Origin of the sequence: Wocania arenilitoris (assembly GCF_021728535.1) — a bacterium.
In the GTDB taxonomy this organism is placed as follows: Bacteria; Bacteroidota; Bacteroidia; order Flavobacteriales; family Flavobacteriaceae; genus Wocania_A; species Wocania_A arenilitoris.
Map to the genome: position 1 here is coordinate 135,633 of NZ_JAKKDU010000005.1, position 23,765 is coordinate 159,397.

Here is a 23,765-nt window from a genome sequence, read left to right on the forward strand (position 1 = left end):
TTATGGAAGAATTATCAAAACATTTTATAAATAATAATAGAAGACACTTTTTAAAAAAAGTGGGATTAGGGATTGGCGGATTAGCAGCAGCATCTTTATTAGATCCATTTTCGGCATTAGGAAATAATAGTCAGTTAAATCCAACGGGATTGAATTTACCACACTTTGCACCAAAGGCAAAGCGTGTTATATATTTGTTTCAAAGTGGTGGTCCGTCCCAATTAGATCTTTTTGATTACAAACCGCTTTTAGATAAAATGCGAGGACAAGATCTTCCAGACTCTGTTAGACAAGGTCAACGATTAACTGGAATGACATCGGGACAAGATAGTTTTCCACTGGTTGGTAGTAATTTTAAATTTGACCAATATGGTGAATCCAGAGCTTGGGTAAGTAGTTTAATGCCTTATACAGCCAAGGTTGTAGATGAGTTATGTTTTATAAAATCAATGCACACAGAAGCTATAAACCATGATCCAGCTATTACATTTTTTCAAACAGGATCTCAGCAACCTGGTCGACCAAGTATAGGCTCGTGGATGAGTTATGGTTTAGGAAGCTTAAACGAAAACCTTCCTACATTTTCAGTATTATTATCCAGAGGAACAGGACGTCCTTTTTCTCAACCCTTATACTCTAGACTTTGGGGTAACGGATTTTTAAGTTCTTTACATCAAGGTGTTCAATTCAGGTCTGGTAAGGACCCTGTATTATACTTAAAAGACCCTGATGGAATGAGTAGAGCGCAACGACGTGCTATGCTAGATCATATTAGCGAGTTAAATCAAAAACAAGAAGAAGAATTTGGCGACCCTGAAATTAATAGCCGTATTGCACAATACGAAATGGCTTACCGTATGCAAACCTCAGTTCCAGATACTATGAATGTTGAAGAAGAACCAGAGCACATTATTCAAATGTATGGTGTAGATGCTATGGTTCCAGGAACTTATGCTGCAAACTGTTTATTGGCAAGGCGTATGGCAGAACGCGATGTAAGATTTATTCAACTATACCATATGGGTTGGGATCAGCATTTCGATTTACCTTCTCAAATTGAGAGGCAAGCCAAAGATATAGACCAAGCTACTGCGGCACTTATCATGGATTTAAAACAACGTGGTATGTTAGAAGATACTTTGGTTGTTTGGGGTGGCGAGTTTGGTCGAACAAATTATAGTCAAGGTACTTTAACTGATACCAATTATGGTAGAGATCATCACCCAAAATGTTTTACCATGTTTATGGCAGGTGGCGGTGTAAAACCAGGGTTTACTTATGGTGAAACCGATGATTTTGGTTATAATATTGCCAAAGACCCAATGCATGTCCATGATTTACAGGCAACTATAATGCACCTCATGGGGGTAGATCACACTAAATTTACATATAAACACCAAGGCAGACGCTTTAGGCTAACGGATGTTTCTGGGCATGTTGTTCACGACATTTTATCATAATTTTCAAAATGAGTCAAACCAAATTATTAAGTCAGTTTTTGAATAAGAAAGACGATGTAATTAATATTCCTAATAAAGCAGACGTTGCATCATTAAGACTTGAAGAAAATAATCTTCAATCCATAATCGAAGTTCATAACGGGAAAGAACAAAATGTTTACTATTTATGGCTGAGTTCATTTTTAACTAGCACAATATTTGATGAAGATTAAAGATTCAAAAAAACAATTAATTCTAATAATTACCCTATTAGCTTTTAATGCAACTTATGCAAATAATACTGAAGATGTACCACGATTTGTATTGGCATTAGGGCGATTACACCCTTTAATTTTACACTTACCTATTGGTGGATTGTTACTTACTTTTTTCTTAGATGTTCTAGGTAGATTTAGAAAAGACTACACTAAAAAAACCATAAAATACGGACTTGGGTTTTCATCAATTTTTTCAATTTTGGCCTGTATTTTTGGATATTTTTTGTCTTTAGAAGGAGGTTATTCAACAGATGTATTAGATATACATTTCTGGACAGGAATTGCAACTGCAGTATTAATTACCACCTTGTTTTTATTGGTTGATAATAAGGATAAAACAATCAAAAAAACATTCTTCCCGCTTTTTGTTCTTACCATAATTGGGATAAGCGTTGCTGGACATTATGGAAGCGTATTAACTCACGGCGATAATTATATAACAGAGTATATTAAACCATTACCCAAAGCAAAAACCATTACTCATGTTGATAGTTTAAATATGTACGATGATGTTGTTTTAAAAATATTTGATGATAAATGTATAGAATGTCATAATACTTCAAAAAGAAAAGGTGAATTAGCACTGCATACGACAGAAAGTATATTAAAAGGAGGAGAATCTGGTGATGTTGTAACACAAGGTAACGCTGATAAAAGTATACTGTATAAACATCTTTTATTACCAATATCTGATGAAAAGCATATGCCACCAGAAGGAAAGCCTCAACTTACTAAAGACGAAATTTGGTTAATTGAATATTGGATAAATAAAAGCAACGATCTTAATACTAAAGCTGTTGCTATGCCAAAAAGCGATACTTTAAATAAGTTACTTAAAAAGTATTTAGTATTTAATAAAAAAATAATAAAAGAAGCTGATTTAAGTGATATTCAAAAAGTTGAAGCTGCTGGATTTTTGGTTAGAAAATTTGTACCCAATCAACCAGAATTATGGGTTAAGTTTAATAAAGATAGTATTACCAAAAAAGCAGTTAAATCTTTATCAAATTTAAAAGAGCAAATTATCGAATTAGATTTAAGCAGCTCGAATTTAACAGATGATATGATTTCTGGTATTAAAAATTTAAAAAATTTAGAGAAACTAGATATTAGTGATACCCATATATCAGATAAAACATTATTGGATTTAAAAGAATTAAAAACACTTAAAATATTAAATTTAGTTAAAACAGACGTAGGCGATAAAGGTTTAGAAAGTTTATTGGCAGCTATAGATTTAGAACGTGCCTATGTTTGGGAAACATCTATAACTAAGGATGCTGCAAAACAATTACAAAATAACTTTAAGGTTAACTTAAACAACGGTATTGCTGATGGTTTTGTGGAAATTACACGTTTAAAACCACCTATTTTGGTTACTAAAAAAACACTTTTTACCGATACACTTTCTATTAAATTAAACTCTAAATTAAGAGGAGCTAAAGTTTATTATACCTTAGATGGTACAGAACCAGATTCAACGGCTTTAGTATATAAATCACCAATTTTAATAGATTCTACCACAAGTATAGCTATAAAGTTGTATAAAAAGGGCTGGTTGCCAAGTGAAACTATGAAAGAAGTTTTTATAAAGGTAACACATAAAGTAGAAGATTATACTATTGTTCATAAACCAGAGGATCAATATAAAGGTCCAAAAAAACTATTTGATTTTACCTTAGGAACCAAAAACTTTAAAGACGAAAAATGGAATGGTTATCTTGGGAATGATTTAAACACGACAATAAATTTAGGTGAGCCAAAAGAAGTTAGTACGATTACTGTAAATTGTTTAGTAAGTATAAGAGACTGGGTTTTATTTCCAAAAAGCATACAAGTTTATGCATCTTCAAATAGAACATCTGGGTTTAAACAAATAGGTAATTTGCCAATTGTTGCTGATAATAAAAAAGAGTCAATACTAATAAAAAAGTTTAGCGTTAAATTGCCTGAAAAAACAAAAGCTCAATACTTTAAAGTTGTTGTTAAAAACCCTAAGATTTTACCAGAATGGCACGAAGGTGCAGGCAATCCGTCTTGGATTTTTGTTGACGAAATTATACTCTGGTAGTTTGTGGGTTTCAAGTAAAAATGAGTTAATAATTCAATTTACATAATGATAAAAATTATTTCAAAAAGTTTAGTTATAATTACTGTTATTTGCTTAATTGCATGCAAGAAACAAGCTAATAGTATTGTAGATTTAAATAAAACAAAAGCACTTGTAGACTATGTAAACCCATTAATGGGAACAGATTCTGAGTTTAGTTTATCAAACGGCAACACCTATCCCGCGATTGCAACTCCTTGGGGTATGAATTTCTGGACGCCACAAACCGCCAAAATGGGTGATGGTTGGGCATACAAATACGACGATTACACCATTAGAGGCATTAAACAAACGCATCAACCCAGTCCGTGGATAAACGATTATGCAGCATTTTCTTTAATGGCTACTACTGGCGATTTAAAATATAAAGAGCAAGAACGTGCTTCATATTTTTCACATAAAGCAGAGGTTGTTAAGCCACATCATTATAGTGTGTATTTAGCAGATTACGATATAACTGCCGAAGTTTCTCCAACAGAACGCGCTGCACATTTTAAGTTTACATTTCCAGAAACTGATTCAGCTTATATAATATTAGATGCGTTTTTTAAAGGCTCTATGGTAAAAATTCTTCCGAAGGAAAGAAAAATAATTGGGTACTGTAGAAACAATAGTGGAGGTGTTCCTGATAATTTTCATAATTATTTTGTAGCAGAATTTGATAAAGATTTTGAGCTAAACCATACTTGGGGAGATGATTGGAAACTTATTGAAAATTCTACTGAAAATAAAGGCGGACATGTAGGAGCAATTGTAGGCTTTAAAACAAAAAAAGGCGAACAAGTTCATGTTAAAGTAGCCTCATCGTTTATTAGTCATGAGCAAGCAGCAATAAATTTAAAAGCTGAAATTGGCGATGATTCTTTTAAAAACACCAGAGAAAAAGCAAGAAACGCTTGGGAAAAAGAGTTGCAGCGAATTGTTGTAGAAGATGATAATATTGATAACGTTAGAACATTTTACTCGTGTTTATATCGTGTTTTATTGTTCCCTAGAAAGTTTTTTGAATATGATGATAATGCTAATGTAATACATTACAGCCCTTATAATGGTGAAATTTTATCAGGTTATATGTTTACAGATAATGGCTTTTGGGATACTTTTAGAGCAGTATTTCCATTTTTTAATATGATGTATCCTGAGTTAAATACTCAAATTATGGAAGGCTTAGCAAATACCTATAAAGAGTCTGGTTGGTTGCCAGAGTGGGCAAGCCCAGGGCATCGTGATTGTATGATTGGTTCAAATTCTGCTACAATTATAGCCGATGCGTTTTTAAAAGGAAATATGAATAAAAAGGATGCTGATATATTATTTGAAGCAGTTTTAAAAAATGCCAGTGTAGGTGATGGTCGTCCAGAAAACTCGGTAGGTCGGGCAGGATTAAGTTATTATAATCAATTGGGTTATGTGCCTTACAATGTTGGTATTCACGAAAATGCAGCACGAACATTAGAATATGCTTTCGCAGATTTTACCATTGCAAAAATGGCAAAAAAACTAGGTAATCAAAATTTGGCTAAAGATTTTTACAAAAAATCTAATAACTATAAAAACTTATTTGACCCTTCAACTAATTTAATGCGTGGTAAAAATGAGGATGGTAGTTTTCAAACGCCATTTAATCCTTTAAAATGGGGAGATGCGTTTACAGAGGGTAATAGTTTACATTACACATGGTCGGTTTTTCATGATACTCAAGGCTTAATTGATTTAATGGGAGGAAAAGACAATTTTGTTGCTAAGTTGGATGAGGTCTTTGAAATGCCACCAGATTTTGATGCTTCGTATTATGGGTTTACAATCCATGAAATTAGAGAAATGCAAATAGCAAATATGGGTAATTATGCACATGGCAATCAACCCATTCAACACATGATATATTTATATAATCATGCAAATGCTTCGTATAAAGCACAAAAAAAAGTGCGAGATGTTTTAACCAAATTATATAGTGCAACTCCAGATGGATATTGTGGTGATGAGGACAATGGACAAACATCAGCTTGGTACGTTTATAGTGCTTTAGGTTTTTATCCCGTAACCCCTTCGGTTAATCAATATGTAATTGGTAGTCCTTTATTTAAAAAAGCAACACTTCATTTAGAAAACGGAAACACGTTTAGAATTTTAGCTTCTAATAATTCAAAAAAAAATGTTTTTATAGAAAGTGTTTTGCTAAACGGAAAATTGTGGAATAATAGTTTTGTAAATTTTGAAGACATTCAAAATGGTGGACATTTACAGTTTGATATGAATGCTACACCAAATAAAGAATGGGCTAGTAAACTAAAAAACACTCCATTTTCGATGAGTAAAGACAATTAGAAAATATTATATACAAAATTTAAAAACAATAAAGATTGAAACCTTTAATAATACGAATTATTTTTTTATTTATATCAAGCAGTGTATTTGCTCAATTATGGATTGTTGATCCTTTAGAGCCTGTTTATCCAGATAAAAATGAGTTAAAGAGATATTCTACAAAATTAGAAGCTGATATAGCAGAAGAAGGAATTGCTGAAGCTCATGTGATTTTAAAATTACCAATAGGTAAGTTGTTTACTATTACAGCATCAACAAACGGAAAACCTTTAAAAAATGTATGGAGCGCGTTAATCGATGTTCCAGTTGAACAAAATACTGGCTTAGATAGTCGTACCGAACAATACATTGATAAAATTAATCCCTATGTAATTAGGAGAGCCCCTTTTAGGATTTTTGAAGTTATTAAACCGCTTAAAAAGGAAACGCTAAAAGTAACAACCACTTATACTGCATTACGTTTGGCAATTCCTTCTTCAAACCTAAATAAAAAAACAAACAAGATTGAATTAGTTATTAAAACAGACGTTTTAGAATATAGAGGGACTTTTGTTGTTAAAGTACATCAAGTAAAGCTTCCAAAGCTTTCAAAGAGTAAATTCTTTTATACAAATTGGTTTAATTTAACTAAAATGGAGAACCAGCATAATATTAAGCGTTGGTCTAACGATTGGTTTATTATGCTAAATAAGTATGCAAAACTTATGGCTCACGGTAGGCAAAATTCTATAAGCTTACCTAACGAACTTTTTAAATATGAAGGTGGAGAACTGTATTTAGAAAATGAAAAAATGTTACGTTTTATAAACGTGTTTAGGGAAAATGGGTTTAAATATTTTGAATCTCCACACTTAATGAATAGAGGTGAAAATGATGATTGGGGAGACCCAGAACTTAAAGTAGCTTTAACAAAAAGACGCTATTATAAAGAGAAGGGTAAAAAAGATATTACTATTTTAATGACGCAAATTTACAATTTTGTTAAGGCAAATAATTTAGAAAACAATTGGTTACAGCACATTTCTGATGAGCCAACTCAAGTTAATGCAAAATGTTATAAAGACGTAGCAAAACAAGTAAAAAGTATTTTTCCTGAAATTAAAATTATGGAAGCTACTAACGACAGAGATGGTCTTGCAGGAGCCGTTGATATTTGGTGTCCGTTAATAAACGATTTTCAAGAAAATGAATCGTTTTTTAGAGAAAGAGAAAAACATGGCGAAAAAGTTTTAGTTTATACTTGCTTAATTCCCGGGGGCAAGTGGTTAAATAGAACTTTAGATATGGAAAAGCTGCGTCAGGTTTACTTTGGTTGGGGAGCAGCTTATTATAATACAAATGGGTATTTGCATTGGGGTTTAAATCAGTATTATTCAGACCCATTTAATCAAAGTGTAGTACATCATCCAGCCCCAGGATCTGGAGTTAGTAACTTTTTGCCAGCAGGAGACACTCATATTGTTTATCCTGGAAAAGAGGGACCGCTATCGTCTATTCGTTTTGAAGCACATCGTATTGGGATTGAAGATTATGAGTTATTACAAAAGTTAAATAAAATAAATAAAAATAAATATACAAAGCTTGTAAACACCCTATTTAAAAGTTATACTGATTATAATTTGTCTGTTGAAGATTACAGAAAAACTAAGAAAAAATTATTAAAAGCATTATTATGAAAAAAACAACTTACCTATTACTTTTAATGAGTTTAAGTATGTTTTCGCAAGCCATTTACGAAGAAGAACGTTACGTCCCTGAAACAGATTCTTTGGTGTTAGAAAAATTAGATGAATGGCAAGGATTAAAATTTGGTTTGCTTATGCATTGGGGAGCCTATAGCCAATGGGGAATTGTTGAATCATGGTCATTGTCTCCAGAAGAATATGGTTGGTGTGAGCGAACCAAAGGAAGCAATCCAGATAATTATTTTACCTACAAAAAAGAATATGAAGCGTTACAAACCACATTCAATCCTGTTGAATTTAATCCAGATAAATGGGCAAAAGCGGCAAAAAATGCCGGAATGAAATATGTGGTTTTTACAACAAAACATCATGATGGCTTTAGTATGTTTGATTCTAAGTATACAGATTACAAAATCACTTCACCTAAAACACCTTTTTCATCTCATCCAAAAGCAAATATTGCAAAAGAAATATTTAGCTCCTTTAGAAATCAAGGCTTATGGGCTGGTGCTTATTTTTCAAAACCAGACTGGCATGTTGATAGTTACTGGGATCCGTATTATCCTCCAAAAGATAGAAATGTAAATTATTCTCCAGCTGAAAATCCAGAAAAGTGGAATCAATTTATTGAGTTTACACACAATCAAATCATGGAGTTAATGACAGATTACGGGAAAATGGATATTTTATGGTTAGATGGTGGTTGGGTTTCAAAAACTCCAAAAGCTGAAATAACAGAATGGTACAAGCATACTGTTGATAATGCCGAAGAAGGCTACCTTAAACACCGCATTATAAACCAAGATATTAAAATGGATGAATTGGTTATAAAAGCTAGAGAAAAGCAACCAGGATTAATTGTTGTAGATAGAGCAGTATATGGTAAAAACCAAAATTATTTAACGCCAGAAAATAGAGTTCCAGAAAAAACATTGCCTTACCCTTGGGAATCTTGTATAATTTCTGGCGGCGGCTGGTCGTACACACCCAATGCCAAATACATAAGTGGGAGAGAAGGTATTCATATGCTAATTGATATTGTTGCAAAAGGTGGGAATTTGTTACTTAATATAGCACCTAGCCCTGAAGGAGAGTGGCAAGAAGGAGCTTATAATTTATTGAAATCCTATAGTAGTTGGATGAAGATTAATAGTGAATCTATATATAATACTAAACCAATTGCACCTTACAAAGAAAACAACATTTGTTTCACTCAAAATAAAAAAGGACAAGTTTTTGCGTTGTATTTAGCTAAAGAAGGAGAAACGAAAATGCCTACTCAAATTTTAATAAATTCAATATCTCCTAAAAAAGGATCAAAAATTAAATTATTAGGTAGCAATATTAATTTAAGATGGAAATCACTTAAAAATGGGTTTAAAATCAATATCCCAAAATCAATACAAAATAAACCACCATGTTATAATGCTTGGGTATTTAAAATTGAAGATGTAAATTAGACATTAACTCATTTAATAAATAAAGCAATAACAATTTTTGTGCTAGTTATCATTTTAACTACGCCATGTAAAAAGAAACCGTCAATGATAAAATTAATTAAAAACGAAAACTTTAAAACGAAAATAAAAGGTAAGCAGGTAGATTTATATACTCTAAAAAATGATAACGGTATAACTGCCCAAATCACTAATTATGGTGGACGAGTTGTAAGTTTATGGGTTCCAGATAAGCAGGGAGATTATCAAGATATTGTTTTAGGTTATAAAACTATTGATGGTTATTTGAATTCTAACGAAATTTATTTTGGAGCTTTAATTGGAAGATATGGCAACCGTATTGCAAAAGGAAAATTTGTATTAAATAATAGTGTTTATAAATTGGCAACCAATAATGATGCTAACCATTTACATGGAGGCGTTAATGGATTTAACAATATAGTTTGGGGTGCAAAACAAATATCTGACTCTAAATTGGAACTAACATATTTATCCAAAGATGGCGAAGAAGGTTATCCAGGTAACTTAAATGTAAAAGTTATTTACAAGTTAACAAACAATAACGAATTACAAATAGAATACATAGCCACTACAGATAAGGCAACACCTGTAAACCTAACACACCATTCCTATTTTAATTTACTTGGTGCGGGAAAGGGTAGTATAAATAATCACCTTTTGCAAATAAAAGCTTCTCGTTTTACACCAATTAATGATGTTTTAATTCCAACAGGAGAGTTAAAAGATGTAAAAAACACACCATTTGATTTTACAAAACCTACTAAAATTGCTAAGCATATAAATGATGAAGTAGATCAAATAAAATATGGATTTGGTTACGACCATAATTTTGTATTAGATGGAACGGGTTTGAGACTTGTAGCAAAGGTAGAAGAACCAATATCTGGAAGAATACTAGAAGTGATTACTAACGAACCAGGAATGCAATTTTATAGTGGCAATTTTTTAAATGGCAAAGATGTTGGAAAAGAAAATTTACCGTATAAATACAGAGAAGCATTTTGTTTAGAAACTCAACATTTTCCAAATAGTCCAAATCAATTAAATTTTCCATCAACTATTTTAAAGCCTAGAAATACATACCAATCAACATGTATTTATAAATTTTCAATAAAAGAATAAACATATGATAAAAAGTAAACATAAGCGCAATTATTTAGTTGTAATTGGCACAGTTTTAATTACCATATACAGTTATTCACAAAAACCAGTTGATTTTGTAAATCCATTTATAGGAACATCAAATTATGGAGCTACAAATCCTGGAGCTATTGCACCAAGAGGAATGGCTAGTGTGTCGCCATTTAATGTTGCTGGACCACAAAATTTACCTTTAGAAAAAGATAGCAGGTGGTTGTCTAATCCGTACGTTAATGAAAATATTTTTTTAACAGGCTTTTCACATGTTAATTTAAGTGGTGTTGGTTGTCCAGATTTGGGTGTTATTTTAACGATGCCTACAACTGGCGAGCTTAAAACAAATCATTTAGAGTATGGTTCAACTTATAATTATGAGCTTGCAAAACCAGGGTATTATAGTGTTCAACTTTCAAAATATAAAATAAAAACTGAAGTTACGGCAACTACAAGAGTTGGAGTTAGTAAATACTATTTTCCTAAAGGACAATCTAATATTTTAATCAATTTAGGTTTAGGTTTAACTAATGAGGAAGGCGCAACAGTAAAAGTAGTATCGCCTACTGAAATTGAAGGCATACGTAATGTTGGCTCGTTTTGTTATTATAAGCCAGAAGAATCTTATCCAGTATATTTTGTGGTAAAGTTTAGTAAACCAGCAGATGATTTTGGAGTTTGGAAAAAAACTAGAAAATATGATGGAATAGAAGCTCAATGGATGCCTTATAATGGAAATACGCGTTTGTATAAAAACTACAGAAAAGAAATTATTGGCGATAGTATAGGTAGCTATTTTACTTATTATTTTGATAAACCTACTCAAGTTGAGGTTAAAGTTGGTGTATCTTATGTAAGTATAGAAAATGCACGTGAGAATCTCGATAAAGAAACCCAAGATTTATCGTTTGATGCTATTTATAGAAATACAGCTTCAAAATGGAACGATTTATTATCTAAAATTGAAGTAGAAGGTGGTACAAAAGACGATAAAATTATTTTTTACACAGCACTCTATCACACCTTAATTCACCCAAATACCTTAAACGATGTTAATGGCGAATACCCAACTATGGCAAAACGAGAAACTGCTAAAACTAATGGTACGCGGTTTACGGTATTTTCATTCTGGGATACGTATAGAAATTTACATGCGCTAATGTCGTTGGTGTACCCGAAGCAACAATCAGATATGGTAAAAAGTATGCTAAATATTTATGATGAAAGCGGTTGGTTGCCAAAATGGGAGCTCAATGCAACAGAAACTACAACTATGGTTGGCGATCCTGCAGGTATTGTTTTAGCAGATACTTATTTGCGTGGTATTCAGGATTTTGATATTGAAAAAGCTTATGAAGCCATGAGAAAAAGCGCTACTCAGTTAGAAAACAATCCACTTAGACCAGGAATTAAAGATTATATTAAAAAAGGATATTTAACTACAAAAACCACAAAAAGTGGTTCGGTTTCAACCACTCAAGAATATAATATTTCTGATTTTGCTATTGCACAATTAGCTACAGCATTAGGTAAAAAAAATGATTCTAAACTATTTTATAAACGGTCAATATCCTATAGAAAACTATTTGATAGAGAATTTAATCTATTACGCCCCAAAAATGATGATGGTTCATGGCATAGTCCCTTTAACCCAAATAAAGGAGCAAATTTTGAAAAGAATTTAGGTTTTATAGAAGGCAACTCGTGGCAATACACATTTATGGTTACCCATGATGCTAGAGTTTTAATAAAATTAATGGGTGGCACAACAAAGTATGTTAATAAATTAGATGAGGTTTTTGAAAAAAAGCAATACGACATGGCTAACGAACCAGATATTGCATATCCGTATTTGTATAACTACGCCAAAGGTTATGAGTGGAAAACGCAACAGCGTGTTACTAGTTTAATTAATAAATATTTTACCAATAATCCAGCTGGATTGCCAGGAAATGATGATACAGGAACCATGTCTGCTTGGTTAATTTATAGCATGATGGGTATTTATCCAATATCCCCTGCTGAGCCTGTTTACACGATTACAGCACCAAGATTTGATAAAATAACTATCCATTTAGATAATCGCTACTATTTAAAAGACAAGTTGGTTATTGAAAAAAAAGGAACGGGAAATTTAGAATCATTTACAATTAATGGTAAAGCTAAGAAATCTTTTTTTATTAATCATAGTACTCTTACTAATGCTTCAAAAATTCAGTTTAATTTAAAAGAATAATTTTTTGTATAAACCAATTAAATACCAAATATTAAAAAGCTTTAAATATCTATTGATTTTGGTATTTATAACATCTTGCGATGACAAAAACATGACTTTAGTTTGTAATGCAAACACGAATTACGAAATTGTTTTTTTAGGAAATGCTACAAAGCATGAGTATCAATCAGCAGAAACACTTCAAAAATATATCCAAAAAATAAGTAATGTAAAACTAGATTTAGTTGATGAAAGTTCACAAACAAAGAAGCACAAAATATACGTTGGTAATGTATTAAATGAAAAGTTAAAAAAACATCAAATTAAGATAAAAACAGATAACAATCATTTAATTATTTCAGGTGGTTCAGATGAAGCTACAAGAAATGCGGTTTACGAGTTTCTTGAATTATATTTAGGTTGTAAATGGTATGCTCCAAATGTTGAAGATGTACCTAGCTTAAAATCTATTAAAATCCCATTAAATATTGATTATACTCATAACCCTGAAATAAAAACGCGTACTGTTCACTCTAGATTGTTTTATGAAGATATTAACTTTGCCAATAAGCACAAGGTAACTTATAAGTCATTTCCGTTTTATGTGCCTAAAGCTAGAGTACATACCTTTCATGTATTTATTCCAGAAGAAAAATTTTACAAATCAAACCCAGAATATTTTGCGCTTCGTGGTAATAAACGCTTGCCAACCCAATTATGCTTAACCAATAAAACGGTTTTAGAAATAGTAAAAGATTCGGTGCGAAGTTTGTTTGAAAACAATCCTGAGACTTCAGTTTTATCTGTTAGTAGTAACGATAACACACAATATTGTACTTGCAATGATTGTAAAAAAATAGATGAAGAAGAAGATAGTCATGCAGGAACCATGATTCGTTTTGTAAACGAGGTAGCAAAATCTTTTCCAGATAAAACCATTTCAACTTTAGCCTATCAATACACCAGAAAACCTTGCAAAACAAAACCTTTAAAAAACGTATTAATTACGTTATGCTCAATAGAATGTAATAGAAGCGCACCCATTACGGAAAAATGTACAGCTTTCGCAGATGATATAAAAGGTTGGAGGGCATTAACAGATAATATTAGAATTTGGGATTACACCACGCAATTTACCAACTTTTTAGCACCGTTTCCTAATTTTAATACACTACAACCCAATATTCAATTTTTTAGAGACCATAATACTAAATGGGTTTTTGAGCAACACAGTAGCAACCCAAGTGAGTTGTTTGAATTACGCTCTTATTTAATGGCTAAATTACTTTGGAATCCTGATGCTAATGTAGATGAAATTATTACAGAATTTACTAATGGTTACTACCATGAAGCAGGCAGTTATGTGAAATCTTATATTGATAAAATTCATGAAGAATTAAAAAAGCATCCTGATTTTTTCTTGTTTTTATATGGGGATCCTTCTCAAGCTTTTAACTCTTATTTAAGTCCAGATTTATTAAAACACTATGTAAAGCTTTTTGATGATGCAGAAAAAGCTGTTGCAAACAAACCTGAAGTTTTAAAACGTGTTAAAGTGGCACGATTAAGTATAGACTATGCCGTTTTGGAAGCCTGTAGAAAAAGTATCTCTAATGATTTTACAATTACTAAAAACACTAAAACTTTAGTTGAAAATTTTATGTCTGTTTGTAAAGAAGCAAATATTACTTTAATGAACGAAATGAGATTTACAGTTAAAGATTATGGCAATGCGTATTTAAAATCCATTCAAATGGCTTTACAACCAAATATAGCCTCTGGCAAAAAAGTAACCTTATTAACAAAACCAAAAAAATATGCTGGCGAAAACCCGCAAACTTTAACTGATGGTGCTTTAGGCGGTAGTAACTTTTATTCAAACTGGTTAGGTTTTGAAGGCAATCATTTAGAAGCTGTTATAGATTTGGAAGCTAAAAAAGATGTAAAATCTATTTCTACTGCATTTTTACAAGTCACCAATCATATTGTTTTCTTCCCTAAACAAGTAACTTATTATGGTTCGGTTGATGGGAAAAGCTATTTAAAATTGGGTACAATTACAAATCAACATCCATTAAGTAAAACGAGTAAAATAAACGACATTCAGTATTTTAATTTAAGTATAAAAACATCACAATTACGTTTTATAAAAATAAAAGCAGAAAACTTAAAAGAAGCACCATATTGGCATCATGCTGCAGGTTTACCATCTTGGGTTTTTGCAGACGAAGTTATTATAAATTAATAATTATGATTTTAAAAAAAATAATACCAATCATTGCATTTTGTTTTTTTCAGACAGTAATAGCGCAGTCATATAAAGTTATGACTTATAACATTAGGTACGATAATGTTAACGATGGTGAAAACCAATGGTCTAATAGAAAAGGGTTTTTAAGCAATCAAATTACATATAACAATCCAGATATTTTCGGAATTCAAGAAGGTTTACACCATCAAGTTCAATATTTAGACAGTACTTTTGTAAATTATAATTACATAGGTGTAGCACGAGATGATGGAAAAACAAAAGGAGAATACAGTGCCATTTTTTATAATAAAGAAAAATTTGATGTTTTAAAACAAGGCACCTTTTGGTTAAGTGAAACACCAAATAAAATCTCAGTGGGTTGGGATGCCGCAATGGAGCGTATTTGTACTTTCGGATGGTTTAAAGACAAAATAACAAAACAACAATTTTTAGTTTTCAACACGCATTTTGATCATATAGGAAAAGAAGCAAGAGTAGAAAGTGCAGCGTTAATTCTTAATAAAATAGAAGAATTTAACACTAAAAGTTTACCAGTAGTAGTCATGGGAGATTTTAATTTAAAGCCAGAAGAAGCGCCAATAAAATTACTATCAAAATCTTTGAATGATACTAAAAAAGTGAGTGAATTAAAACCTTTCGGGCCAACAGGAACTTTTAATGGTTTTAAATTTAACAAACCTGTTGCTAATAGAATAGATTATATTTTTACAAGTAAAAAGAATATATCTGTTAAAAAATATGCAGTATTAAGTGATTCTAAAGATTGTAAATATCCTTCAGATCATTTACCAGTTGTTGTTGATGTTATATTTATAGATTAATAAAATGGTTTAAATAAAATGAGTTTTAAAAACATTATAATACTTTGGTTTTTAGTTTTTTGCGCTAGTTTATTTGCACAAGAAAACAACACTATAATTAATGTGTTTAATAGGCAACCATTAAATTTTAATGGAGAAAAAGGAAATGATAAACAGGCTCAAATACTGCAAAGTGGTCGTTTAGTTTATAAAAAAGTAACTGTACCAAGTTTCCCTAAAGGAACAGATGTATCTATAAAATTAACCGTACGTTCTAATGGTGATCGATGGGATAAATCGGGCTCTTGTTTTGTGGTTGCAGATACTAGTTTTATTTCTGTTTTAGATGTTTCAAAAGGCTATAAAGAATTTCCTAAAGATTCATTTAAAGCAGAAAATCATGCAGGTGTTGTAGCAGGAGAAAACTATCAACCAGTAGTTGAATTAATGCGTTTTATGACACCTTTTGGAGTAGGGCATTATAGCGACAATCGTGTAAAATATAGGCGTCCTGTTTATATTCCCTCATGGGAAAAACAAGTGGTGTGGAAGCATGATATTTCTCAGTTAAAAAAATTGGTTTCTAATACATTTTATGTTGGTGTCTGGATAGATTCATGGACAGCTGAAGGCTATAATTTTGATTTGCAATTTTCCTACTCAAATCGTGAAAGGAAAACACTTAAAGTCTTGCCATTAGTAAATACGATACCTTATGTAGGCGGACAACCCATTCCAGATATTTTTGCAAAAGAAGCCTTAACGCATACCTTTAATTTAAAAAAGAACGCTAAAAATGTAAAACTACATTATATTACCACAGGCCATGGTGGTCATAGTGGTGGTGATGAGTTTATTAAAATTAAGAACAGTGTTTATTTTGATGGCAAATTGGTGCTGGATACTATCCCTTGGCGAGACGATTGTGCGTCGTTCAGGCGTTTTAATCCAACTTCTGGTGTTTGGATTAAAAAAGATTCGGCCGCTTATTACGATTTTAAAACTAAAAAAAGAGCTGTAAAAGTTATTGAAGAGCGTATCGCATCTTCCGATTTGTCACGTTCTAATTGGTGTCCAGGATCTTCAGTTAAACCTATGGTGGTTAAGTTGGGCGATTTAGAAAAAGGAAATCACGAATTAAAAATAAAAATTCCTGCGACCCCTGTAGATGGGGATAAGCTAAACCATTGGTTGGTTTCGGCATACTTAACTTTCGAGTATTAACGTTATCACAATTAATGTCTTAAAAGCTTTCAAATTAAGCATTCTTGCAAAAAAAGTATAGGTTAAAGTGTTTTAAGAGGTAGCACGATTTAACTCACATGCGTATTTTTGTTAATCCGCTTACGTAACCTACGTTTTAGCGTTAGCGAGATTGACCAATACCAATACTAATACTTTATTTCAGAGCTTTGAAAAATAATTTAATAATATCTCCAAATGATAATGTAGCTGTTGCATTATCTAATATCAATAAAGGGGAAGTTTTTACAATAAACGCAGCAGAAGTACAGGTTGTTGAAGATATTCCAGTTAAACATAAGTTTACCTTACAGGCATTAAATACAGGCGATGTTGTAACCATGTATGGTGTTCCTGTTGGCAAAACCCTAAAACCTATTAAAAAAGGTGCATTAATAACTACAGAGAATTTAAAGCATATCTCGGCACCTTATAAGTTTCAAGGTAAAGCCTATAACTATCAACCACCGTATATTAACGGCTTATCTAAAAAAACATTTTTAGGATATCATAGAAAAGATGGGCAAGTAGGTACTGCAAATTATTGGGTTTTTGTACCCATGGTATTTTGCCAAAACCGAAATTTAAAGGTTTTAAAAGAGGCTTTTGAAAGTGAATTAGGCTTTAAAAAAGAAAATCCGTACCGATTAAAACTTAGAGGTTTAGTTAATGGTATTAAAGATGCTGATTATGAGGTTGAAAAACTATCTCAAAGAAAGTTTAAAAATATTGATGGGATTAAGTTTTTAACGCATGAAGGTGGCTGTGGTGGTACAAAAGATGATGCACAGGCTTTAGTGAATTTGTTAGCAGGATATATTAAAAACCCGAATGTGGCTGGTGCTACGGTAATGAGTTTGGGGTGTCAACATGCACAGATAGATATGCTTCAAGAAGCGCTAAACGAACGTTTTAAAGCAGATAAGCCTGTACTGTATTTTGAACAACAAAAGTATGCTACTGAAAATGAAATGCTTACGGAAGTAATTAATGCAACGTATAAAGAACTAGAAAAAGCAAACCAAATATCAAGAAAACCGGCACCGTTAAGTAAGCTTTCAATAGGTTTAGAATGTGGTGGTTCTGATGGGTTTTCAGGAATTACAGCAAATCCGTTAATTGGAGTAGTTTCTGATAAAATAAATGCTTTGGGTGGAAAAAGTATTCTGTCAGAATTCCCAGAGCTATGTGGTGTAGAACAAGATATTTTAGACCGTTGTCCAAATGCCGAAGTTGGAAATAAGTTTATAGACATTATGGAGCGGTATAGTAACCAAGCTGAAAAAGTAGGCTCTGGTTTTGATATGAATCCATCTCCCGGAAATGTAAAAGATGGTTTAATAACTGATGCGATAAAATCGGCAGGAGCAGCAACAAAAGGAGGGCGTGCTCCAGTAGCAGATGTTATTGATTATGGTGAATACGCTACAAAACAAGGTTTAAATTTATTGTGTACTCCTGGTAACGATGTCGAGTCAACAACAGGTTTAGCTGGTTTTGGAGCGAATATTATTTTGTTTTCTACGGGATTGGGTACGCCAACTGGTAATGTGGTGTGTCCAGTTATTAAGATTTCTTCTAACTCCATGTTACCAGCAAAAATGAAAGATATTATAGATTTTGATGCAGGTCGATTAATTTCAGAAGACACCACACAAGAAGAGCTTTCAGAAGAGTTAATCGATTTAATTATCGAAGTGGCTAGTGGAAGACATCAAACCTGTGCTACAAAGCTAGGGCAAGACGATTTTATTCCTTGGAAAAGAGGGGTGTCCTTATAATAATGCCTATTCAGTACTTTTTACATATTAAAAAATAAATAAAATGTCAAAATTTAGTTTAGAAGGAAAATCAGCAATTATTACAGGTGGAGCCAGGGGAATTGGAGAAGCCATTACGATTACATTTGCAGAACAAGGCGCTCATGTACATATTTTAGAGTTTAATGCTGAAAGTGGCGAGCAAACTGTAAATGCTATTTTAGCAAAAGGCGGAAAAGCAAACTTTTACCAATGTGACGTATCTAATCACGAACAAGTGAAAACTATTGTTGCTGAAATAGCTAAAAATCATAAAATAGATATTTTAATTAACAATGCAGGTATAGCTCACGTTGGTAATGTTGAAAACACCCAGGTAGAAGATTTAGACCGTGTGTATAATGTAAACGTTAAGGGCGTTTATAACTGTTTGCATGCTGTTGTGCCAGTTATGAAACAACAGGGTGGAGGTGTTATTATTAACATGGCGTCCATTGCTTCATCAGTAGGTCTTTCAGATCGTTTTGCTTACTCTATGTCTAAAGGAGCAGCTTTAACCATGACGTATTCGGTGGCGAAAGATTATTTAGAAGATGGTATTCGTTGTAATTGCATTTCACCAGCAAGAGTTCATACACCATTTGTTGATGGGTTTATTAAAAATAATTACCCAGGAAAAGAAGAAGAAATGTTTGATGCGCTTTCAAAAACGCAACCCATCGGACGAATGGGGAAACCTGTTGAAATTGCAAATTTAGCCTTATATTTATGTTCAGACGAAGCCTCCTTTATAACAGGTACAGATTTCCCAATTGATGGAGGATTTATAAAATTGAATGGTTAAAAAGATATAAATGCTAATTATAAAAAATAAAAGGTTATTTAAATTTATTGGAGTATTTCTATTGAGTTTTTTGCTGCTAACCTCGTGTGAGCAGAAAAAGTTAGTGCTTCAAATTGGAGAGGCACATATTATTCCTAAACCAGCAAGTCTGATTAAATCTGAAGGATATTTTGAAATTAAACCTACTTCAAAAGTGTCAGTTGAAAATGAAGAACAAAAAATTATTGCCAATCAATTTTTTAATCAGTTTAAAAACGTAGCTGGTTGGATACCGCAAATAGTAATCGGAGGCAAGGGCGATATTAGTTTCGTTACAGATCAAACTATAGAAACAGAAGGGTATCACTTAAAAATATCTAAAAATAATATCGTCATAAAAGCGTCATCAAAAGCTGGTTTTTTTTATGCTTTACAAAGTTTAAAACAATTACTTCCAACAACCTTTTATAAAAATACTGTCCAAAATATACGATGGGGCGTTCCAGTAGTTGATATCAAGGATAATCCAGCATTTGGCTGGCGAGGTTATATGTTGGATGTGTCGCGTCATTTCTTTTCAAAAGGCCAAGTAAAGCAGGTTATTGATTTTATGGCAGAATTAAAACTAAATCGATTTCACTGGCACTTGGCCGATGACCAAGGTTGGCGGTTAGAAATAAAAAGTTACCCAAAACTTACCGAAATTGGAGCATGGAGAGTTGATTACAATATTACAGATGAAACTAAATCTAATTGGTGGGGGAGACCAAAACAAAAGCCAAATGATAAAGCAACTTATGGAGGCTTTTATACCCAAAGCGATATTAAAGAAATTATCGCTTATGCTAAAGAGCGTCATATAGAAATTATTCCCGAAATAGATATGCCAGGGCATGCTCAAGCTACCATAGCGGCGTACCCAGAAATTGGATGCGTTAATGCCGAACCTTATGTTGCTACTGGTGGAGTTTTTAAAAATAATACCTATAACCCCGGTAAAGAAGAAACGTTTCTGTTTGCTGAAAAAATGCTGAATGAAGTCATGGATTTATTTCCTTTTAAATATGTACACATAGGCGGCGATGAATGTAATAAAGAACAATGGAAAATTGATCCACATGCACAGCAAAGAATAAAAAACCAGAACTTAAAAGATGAGCACGAGTTACAAAGTTATTTTATCAAGCGTATTGAAAAAATAATTAACAAACGCAATCGTATCATGATTGGCTGGGACGAAATATTGGAAGGAGGTTTAGCACCTAATGCCACAGTTATGAGTTGGAGAGGGGAAAAAGGTGGTATAGCTTCAGCAAAAGCAGGACACGAAGTAATTATGACACCTAGTAACTATTGTTATATAGATTTAAAACAAGGGCATGACGATTTAGAACCTAACTTGGGGTACTCCCGCTTGTTACTGTCAACATCATATAACTATAAAGTGATACCTGATACATTAACGGCAGATGAAGGGCAATTGATAAAAGGAATTCAAGCGAACCTATGGACAGAGTCTATCAGCGATTGGGGCAAGTTAACCTATATGAGTTTTCCCAGAACTTATGCTATTGCAGAAAGTGCTTGGACAGCACATGAAAATAAAGACTGGAATGATTTTACTAACCGACTCTATACTCAATTTGATAGGCTTGATGCACAACAGGTTAGGTATGCGGTTAGTGCTTTTAGCCCTTGGATAGACCATAAAGGAGATGGAAAGCAAATAGAAATACAAATGCATACTGAAGTTAACGGGTTGAATATTCATTATACTTTAGATGGAACAGAGCCAACTACAAAATCATCTAAATATGAAAAACCATTTACTATTTCTAACAGTACTCAATTAAAAGCAAGGGCATTTAAAAACGAAAAACCTGTAGGATATGTTTCAGCTAAAAAGTTTTCAATTCATAAAGCAAAACAAGCAAAAGTTTTTGATAAAAAAGGAAAGCAGATTGAAAAACTAACAGATTTAAGCTATGCGGCATTAACTAAAGGCGATAAAGCGTGGAATCATTTTTCTAATGAAGCTGAATTACTTATACTTTTTGATAAAGAAATTGAAGTAAGCGAAGTAGAATTTGATGCATTACGCTTTACTATTTCGGGAATTTATCCTCCAAAAACCATTGAAATTTATGGTTCAAATGATGGAAGGAGTTTTAAATTATTAACTCAAAAAGAACATATTGAAGTAGCAACTGAACAAGGTAGAAATAAGGTAAATATTAGTATTCCTTTCAACTCAATTAAAGTAAAGGGTTTAAAGATAAAGGCGAAAGGATTTAATCCAATTCCAGATGAGCATCATAAAAGTGGCAGTCAATCTCATATATGGATTGATGAAATTATAGTAAATTAAATATACATGAAAGGTTTTAAAAATAGACTCTTATTAATTAGTACTTATTTTTTATTGATAGCATCAGCTTATGCACAACAAAAAACAGAAGAAGAATATATAAAAAGTGTAACAGAACGACCTTATCCACAATGGTTTAAAGATGCTAAACTAGGTGTTTTTGTGCATTGGGGGCTTTACTCTGTGCCAGCTTATGGAGGTAAAGAATCTTATGCAGAATGGTTTTTACGTGGCTTACAATTAAAAGATTCTTTACGTACTAATTTTGTAAAAAATACTTATGGCGAACATTTTACCTATAAAGATTTCGCGCCATTATTTAAAGCAGAATTATTTAACCCAGACGAATGGGCAGCGTTATTTAAAAATGCAGGAGCAAAATATGTCATGTTTGTTTCAAAACATCATGATGGTTATGCACTTTGGCCTAGTAAATATAATAGAAATTGGAATAGCGTTGATGTTGGACCAAAAAGAGATTTGGTTGGAGATTTAACTAAATCGGTTCGAAAATCTGGTTTGAAAATGGGACTGTACTATTCACTTGCAGAGTGGAACCACCCTTTGCACCGTTGGTATACCGATCCGCATGATAGTATTGGAAATTATGTAGATAATTATATGATTCCCCAATTTAAAGAATTAATTTCTACTTATAAACCTTCTTTAATTTTTGCAGATGGCGAATGGTTTAATTCTGCAAAACAATGGCATTCGGCAGAATTAATACATTGGTATTATAACTTAGTAGGTAAAGATGCTATTGTTAACAACAGATGGGGAAGCGGTTTAAATATTGGCTTTTTAACGCCAGAATATAGTGCTGGTATAAAAGTAACTCATAGACCATGGGCAGAAGTTAGAGGTATAGGTCGGTCATTTGGTTTGAATAGAAATGAAGATTTAGAAGCCTACGGAAATTCTAAAGATTTAATACATCGTTTTGTACAAACAGTTGCCAATGGAGGTGGTATGATTTTAAATGTTGGACCTAAAGCCGATGGACAGATACCATTAATTCAGCAAGAACGTTTAATTCAATTGGGTAACTGGCTTAAAATTAATGGTGAAGCTATTTATGGAGCAGGACCTTTTTCAATTAAGGAAGAAGAAAAAGAGCTTACTATAACTCGAATAGACCCTCAAATAAATTTTAATTGGGTTAGAAATTCTCCAATGAAAGGCGTTAAAGAGGACGACTTTACTGCAGAATGGGATGGTTACATTGAAGCATCAAAAACAGATACATACACATTTAAAGTTAAAGCCGATGATGAAGCTGCGGTTTATATAAATAACAAATTAGTCATCAACCAAAATTTTACGGCTAAAGGTTCGCAATCCGAAGTTATGGGAGCAAATACCAGTGCTTCATCAACAGGAAAGATTAAATTAAAAGCAGGGGAGTTATATCCTATTCAAATAAAATATAGAGAGAAAAAACAAAATGCATCAATAGCTTTATTCTGGAAAACAAAAAATGAAGAGAAGCAATTGGTCCCTGCTTCGGCATTATTTCAAGATAAAGAAAAAACAAATCCAGGTTTAGCAGGACGTTATACATCTTTAAAAACCTATTTATGCTACACACAAAATAATGGTAAAGTTTATGCGATTAGTTTTGAGTGGCCTGAAGAAGAATTAGTTTTAACAATTCCAAACCCTGGTAAAGATGCCACGGTTAAATTACTGGGGGTCGATAAAACTTTATCTTGGAAATATATAAACGGAAAAGTGCATATTAATACATCAACTATCAAATATTCAGAAATGCCATCTCATGATGCTTGGACTTTTGAGATTGATAAAAATTAAACACCAATCAAAAAACTA

At 32.4% G+C, this 23,765-nt stretch carries 15 protein-coding genes; all 15 read left to right on the forward strand.

What is annotated here, in order from left to right:
- Nucleotides 1–2: 2 nt before the first annotated feature.
- The 15 genes from L3X37_RS05625 (at nucleotide 3) to L3X37_RS05695 (ending at nucleotide 23,747) form a co-directional block, all read left to right on the forward strand.
- Complete coding sequence (locus tag L3X37_RS05625) at nucleotides 3–1,460, forward strand: DUF1501 domain-containing protein (protein WP_237239192.1); 1,458 nt, start codon at nucleotides 3–5, stop codon at nucleotides 1,458–1,460.
- Between the two features lie 8 nt (nucleotides 1,461–1,468).
- Nucleotides 1,469–1,672, forward strand: coding sequence for a hypothetical protein (locus L3X37_RS05630; RefSeq protein WP_237239193.1), 204 nt, complete (start codon nucleotides 1,469–1,471; stop codon nucleotides 1,670–1,672).
- Nucleotides 1,662–3,788: a c-type cytochrome domain-containing protein gene (locus tag L3X37_RS05635; RefSeq protein ID WP_237239194.1), complete on the forward strand. Its 2,127-nt coding sequence runs from the start codon at nucleotides 1,662–1,664 to the stop codon at nucleotides 3,786–3,788. Before L3X37_RS05630 ends, L3X37_RS05635 begins: the two co-directional genes overlap by 11 nt.
- Nucleotides 3,789–3,833: 45 nt before the next feature.
- On the forward strand, nucleotides 3,834–6,155 hold the full coding sequence (locus L3X37_RS05640) for a GH92 family glycosyl hydrolase (protein ID WP_237239195.1): 2,322 nt from the start codon (nucleotides 3,834–3,836) through the stop codon (nucleotides 6,153–6,155).
- A 35-nt stretch (nucleotides 6,156–6,190) separates the two neighbouring features.
- Complete coding sequence (locus tag L3X37_RS05645; protein ID WP_237239196.1) at nucleotides 6,191–7,831, forward strand: DUF4091 domain-containing protein; 1,641 nt, start codon at nucleotides 6,191–6,193, stop codon at nucleotides 7,829–7,831.
- Nucleotides 7,828–9,300: an alpha-L-fucosidase gene (locus tag L3X37_RS05650; protein WP_237239197.1), complete on the forward strand. Its 1,473-nt coding sequence runs from the start codon at nucleotides 7,828–7,830 to the stop codon at nucleotides 9,298–9,300. The genes L3X37_RS05645 and L3X37_RS05650 overlap by 4 nt, the downstream gene beginning before the upstream one ends.
- 84 nt (nucleotides 9,301–9,384) lie before the next feature.
- Complete coding sequence (locus L3X37_RS05655; RefSeq protein ID WP_237239198.1) at nucleotides 9,385–10,440, forward strand: aldose epimerase family protein; 1,056 nt, start codon at nucleotides 9,385–9,387, stop codon at nucleotides 10,438–10,440.
- A gap of 4 nt (nucleotides 10,441–10,444) precedes the next feature.
- Nucleotides 10,445–12,688, forward strand: a complete 2,244-nt coding sequence (locus L3X37_RS05660) for a GH92 family glycosyl hydrolase (protein ID WP_237239199.1) — start codon at nucleotides 10,445–10,447, stop codon at nucleotides 12,686–12,688.
- Between the two features lie 91 nt (nucleotides 12,689–12,779).
- On the forward strand, nucleotides 12,780–14,912 hold the full coding sequence (locus L3X37_RS05665) for a glycoside hydrolase family 20 protein (protein WP_237239200.1): 2,133 nt from the start codon (nucleotides 12,780–12,782) through the stop codon (nucleotides 14,910–14,912).
- An 80-nt stretch (nucleotides 14,913–14,992) separates the two neighbouring features.
- Entirely contained in the window at nucleotides 14,993–15,760 is a 768-nt protein-coding gene (locus L3X37_RS05670; protein WP_237239201.1) for an endonuclease/exonuclease/phosphatase family protein, read from the forward strand.
- An 18-nt stretch (nucleotides 15,761–15,778) separates the two neighbouring features.
- Nucleotides 15,779–16,963, forward strand: a complete 1,185-nt coding sequence (locus L3X37_RS05675) for a PNGase F N-terminal domain-containing protein (RefSeq protein ID WP_237239202.1) — start codon at nucleotides 15,779–15,781, stop codon at nucleotides 16,961–16,963.
- A gap of 188 nt (nucleotides 16,964–17,151) precedes the next feature.
- Nucleotides 17,152–18,762: a UxaA family hydrolase gene (locus L3X37_RS05680; RefSeq protein WP_237239203.1), complete on the forward strand. Its 1,611-nt coding sequence runs from the start codon at nucleotides 17,152–17,154 to the stop codon at nucleotides 18,760–18,762.
- A gap of 43 nt (nucleotides 18,763–18,805) precedes the next feature.
- The gene (locus L3X37_RS05685) at nucleotides 18,806–19,585 is read left to right on the forward strand and encodes an SDR family NAD(P)-dependent oxidoreductase (protein ID WP_237239204.1); all 780 of its coding nucleotides are present in this window, start codon (nucleotides 18,806–18,808) and stop codon (nucleotides 19,583–19,585) included.
- 10 nt (nucleotides 19,586–19,595) lie between these two features.
- The gene (locus L3X37_RS05690) at nucleotides 19,596–21,932 is read left to right on the forward strand and encodes a beta-N-acetylhexosaminidase (protein WP_237239205.1); all 2,337 of its coding nucleotides are present in this window, start codon (nucleotides 19,596–19,598) and stop codon (nucleotides 21,930–21,932) included.
- 6 nt (nucleotides 21,933–21,938) lie between these two features.
- A complete protein-coding gene (locus L3X37_RS05695; RefSeq protein WP_237239206.1) occupies nucleotides 21,939–23,747 on the forward strand; it encodes an alpha-L-fucosidase in 1,809 nt (602 codons plus the stop codon).
- Nucleotides 23,748–23,765: the final 18 nt, after the last annotated feature.